This window comes from Bartonella vaga (assembly GCF_037070895.1).
GTDB lineage: Bacteria > Pseudomonadota > Alphaproteobacteria > Rhizobiales > Rhizobiaceae > Bartonella.
Map to the genome: position 1 here is coordinate 1 of NZ_JAYMZK010000006.1, position 3,679 is coordinate 3,679.

The 3,679-nt window shown below is 36.0% G+C and carries 2 protein-coding genes; both read right to left on the reverse strand.

Features of this window, described 5'->3' with window-relative positions:
- Positions 1-356: 356 nt before the first annotated feature.
- Positions 357-2,222, reverse strand: coding sequence for a BID domain-containing T4SS effector (locus WCP76_RS04700; protein WP_336294532.1), 1,866 nt, complete (start codon positions 2,220-2,222; stop codon positions 357-359).
- A gap of 156 nt (positions 2,223-2,378) precedes the next feature.
- Positions 2,379-3,679 (reverse strand): BID domain-containing T4SS effector (locus WCP76_RS04705; RefSeq protein WP_336294533.1); only part of this gene is annotated, 1,301 nt, incomplete at its 5' end.

Genomic DNA, 3,679 nt, shown 5'->3' on the forward strand with positions numbered 1-3,679 from the left:
GATTGGTAATGCTTTACTTATATAACAATATATTTAAGGCTCTATTTATTATAAATTTTATTAACTCTTATCCATTTCATCATTTCTAATAATGCTTCTGAATAATAATTACTTTTTAAGCTTTTAATAATTTGATTATTTAAATTGAGTTATTCCAATGTTAGTAAGTAAATAAAAGAATAAATGTGCTCTTTTGCATGAAAGTTTTGAATAAATTAAGACAACTTTTTATATCTCATTATCAAAATAACGATAAATCTTTTAAAATTATAACCATATACCCTTTGCTCTGAAAATAAACAGATAAGGAAGAGGGGGCTCGATAGTCAAAACAATGTTTCTACATAAGAACAGAGCTAAAAAGTGTAAGCTCTCTGCCGTTGAGGGCCCTTTTTTATCTCTCTTTGTTGCACGACTTTTTTTGGTATTGTCCCTAATTTAACCAAAGGTTTACCCAGAGTTTTGGTGTGTCTCTCGGCACTACTTTCCTTTGTCATTTTATTCGTGCCTTGTTTTAATTTCATATCTAATTTGGAGGGAGATGAAAGGTCCAATTGAAGATTCTGTTTTATTTCTTCTCCAGACCGAAATACTCTTATAATCTCCTTTGCTTGATTTACCGATGTACCAATACTTTTAGCGAGTTCTTCGCAATTATCTCGCTTTATATCTTCACGTTGGCTCGGCGAGAGACGATCATGGAGTTGCCACATATAATTATTCACTTGCATTTGCAGTTCAGGAGACGCCAGTAAGACTTCTTGTTGTTGTTCTTTTGAAAGATTAAATAATTCTTTCATCCCTAAGGTAGGCGTTTTTACAGACTGCATACAGCGGGCTTGTTCCATATTATGCTGATATAAAATACTCTCTTCCGCATTTTTTATACCATGTACATAATTATAAATCGCATGAGATAATGGTAAAATATTCTCTTCAGCATGTGCGCGTGCATTAGTTCTCAGTCCACATATTTTGAAGCCAGCAAGACTACTGACAGATCCAGGAAATGCTCCGACATTCCGTGCGAACTTTTCTCCGAAAACAATATCTTGATTAGTTGCTGGTATTCTAAGTCTCTGTAATGCATTTTCTAAAGCATGTGGATTGCCATAAACAACTCTACACAACGTTCGGATCTGCTGTAGGTTTCTTTGGACTGAAGCGTCGTTTCGAATCCTTTCAGCAATTTCTTCTCGCGTAAGAGGTGAAACTTTTTCTGGTGGAATAAGCATTTCTTGTAAATTCTGAGTATTTGATGCTGTAAAAGAAATGCGATCACCAACTTTTAGTTTTTTTATTTGCTCTGGTTTGAGATCTCTTTTATCTCCTACGACATACGTACCTTTAACATCAAGCGCGAAACCATTTTTTCCACTGCCTCTGTATATGCCGTGATAGGTAAGGCCACTTTGTGCTACGACAGCCATAGCATAATTTTTTTCACCAAGTCCAATTTCTCGCATGGATTCGGTGAATTCACTTAAAAGATTCAGTCTTTCTGGATCAGATATATCTTGAAATAGATGCTCCATAGGTTCTAAATCACCGTGCTCCATTGCTGCAGAGCGAACAAACATCTTACGTTTTCTTGTTACACAAGAAAAATCCAGCTTGTGTCCTGCTGCATGAGCGAGTTTTTCGATAAAAATTTGTTCTACACGCTTACTACCTACCCTAAAAGGGTGTAAGTGGTGCAAATTTGCCATGACTTTAACTGCATCTTTAATAAATTCGTCGCGTGTTAAACCCTTTAAATTATTTTTTTTAACAAGCATGGCATCTAAATCTTGAAGCCCTTCCTGTATTTTCCTGCCGGCAGCAAAAAACGCTTTAGATTCTTTTCTTTTTAGAAACGGCATAAAAGCAACGGTGCCATCTGCAAATGTAAAAGACTCATCGCGTGTTTGTCCCGCCCATTCAAACGTTTTTTGAAACAAACATTTGTGGATATGTCTCAGATAGTTAGAATCAAAGCTTTTTGGTGGTGCTTCTTCGCGTAATTTGGTTGCTGCTTTTTCTACATCGTTGGCGGATCGTTGCTGTAATATTTCTAAATTTCTGATGTTGTATTTATTTTTAAATACACTGCTATTTGGGTAAAAGAAATTCCTCGATCTCTCAGTTAGTTGCTTATAGATGGCTCTATCAATTGATCCAACGGGTTCTTGTCTTCCTTCCAGCACAGGAGATGCAGAACGGCTTTTTGGGTTTTTTTTCATGCATATTTCCTTTCAAGCTTTCTCAATTAGTTATGTAAAATAACGAAAATATTTGGTTCATCCTTTTCCTAACACCGGACAAAACACTTTGATGCAATCTACAAAATTATGGCACCAAAGGATAAAATTAAAAACCAAATCGCACACACATTAAACTTATAAAAACATTACTTTTTGTCCTGCAGCTTTCTGCTGTTTAACGTTCTTACTCCCCCCGTTTCCAGGGATGGGAGCAGTTGTAGACATATCCTTCAATCTTTGCAATTTTTCACCTAAATCACTACATTTTTTAGAGAGTAACATTCGTCTATTATGAGTAAGTACAATTTTTTCTTTTGCCCTTTTTACTGCAGCTCCGTAATTTTCAACGGATTTACACAATGGATCAATACCTTTTTCAGCTTTTTGACGTGCATGACTTTTTAAGCCGCATAACTCAAAGCCAGCCAATTTTTTGCAAAAAAAACCAGGATGTTCTTTAAGTTGCCATGAAAGCTCTTCTGCCATCTCAGGTTTTTTTTGCAAATCTTCAATCCTTTCTTCTAGAATAAATGGATTACCAAAAACAACATTGCACCAATATCGAAGCGCTGTTTGACATTGTTGAACATCTGGATTTCTTGGAATCTTGTATACAAGTTGTCTTTCTATGTCTTTCATATTCATTTCGAAGACAGATGGCACGCCATATGCTGAAGTAGATTCTTGCAACACTTTAATTACTGTTTTACTGCTTTTTGATTTAGAGTCGTAAAATCTATTTAACATGTTATCTTTTATTTTTTGCACCACTCTCCCATAACTATCGATAGCACTATGTAAATTATCTAAATTTTCTTCAGCTTTCACGCGCGCTTTTGTTCTAAAACCAAGAATTTTTTTACCAGCAAGCGTAGGAACATATCGAGAGCTATTTGCAACATCCCACATTAACCTTTCTGCTGAAGAAGGATTTAATTTAATAAATTGCAATCTTGACTCAAAAACAAGCGGGTTGTTATAAACTATGCCACACAAATCTCGGATTTGTTGCTGATGTGCACTAAGCAATAAATCTCTTTCCAATGTACGAATAAATATTTCTCGCTCATTACTAGATTTTCTCATTTTATCAACGGTTGCATAGATAGGCTCTTCTGGCTGTTCCCCTTCAGATATATCTTCATTGTTGCGAGATTTTCTCGTTTTATCAACGGTTGCATAGATGGGCTCTTCTGGCTGTTCCCCTTCAGATATATCTTCATTGTTGCGAGATTTTCTCATTTTATCAACGGTTGCATAGATGGGCTCTTCTGGCTGCTCCCCTTCAGATATATCTTCATTGTTGCGAGATTTTCTCATTTTATCAACGGTTGCATAGATGGGCTCTTCTGGCTGCTCCTCTTCAATTATTCTTCTCTCTCTGGAAAACTGTTCCGGTTCACCAATATCTTCATAGATGGGCTCTTCTGACTGTC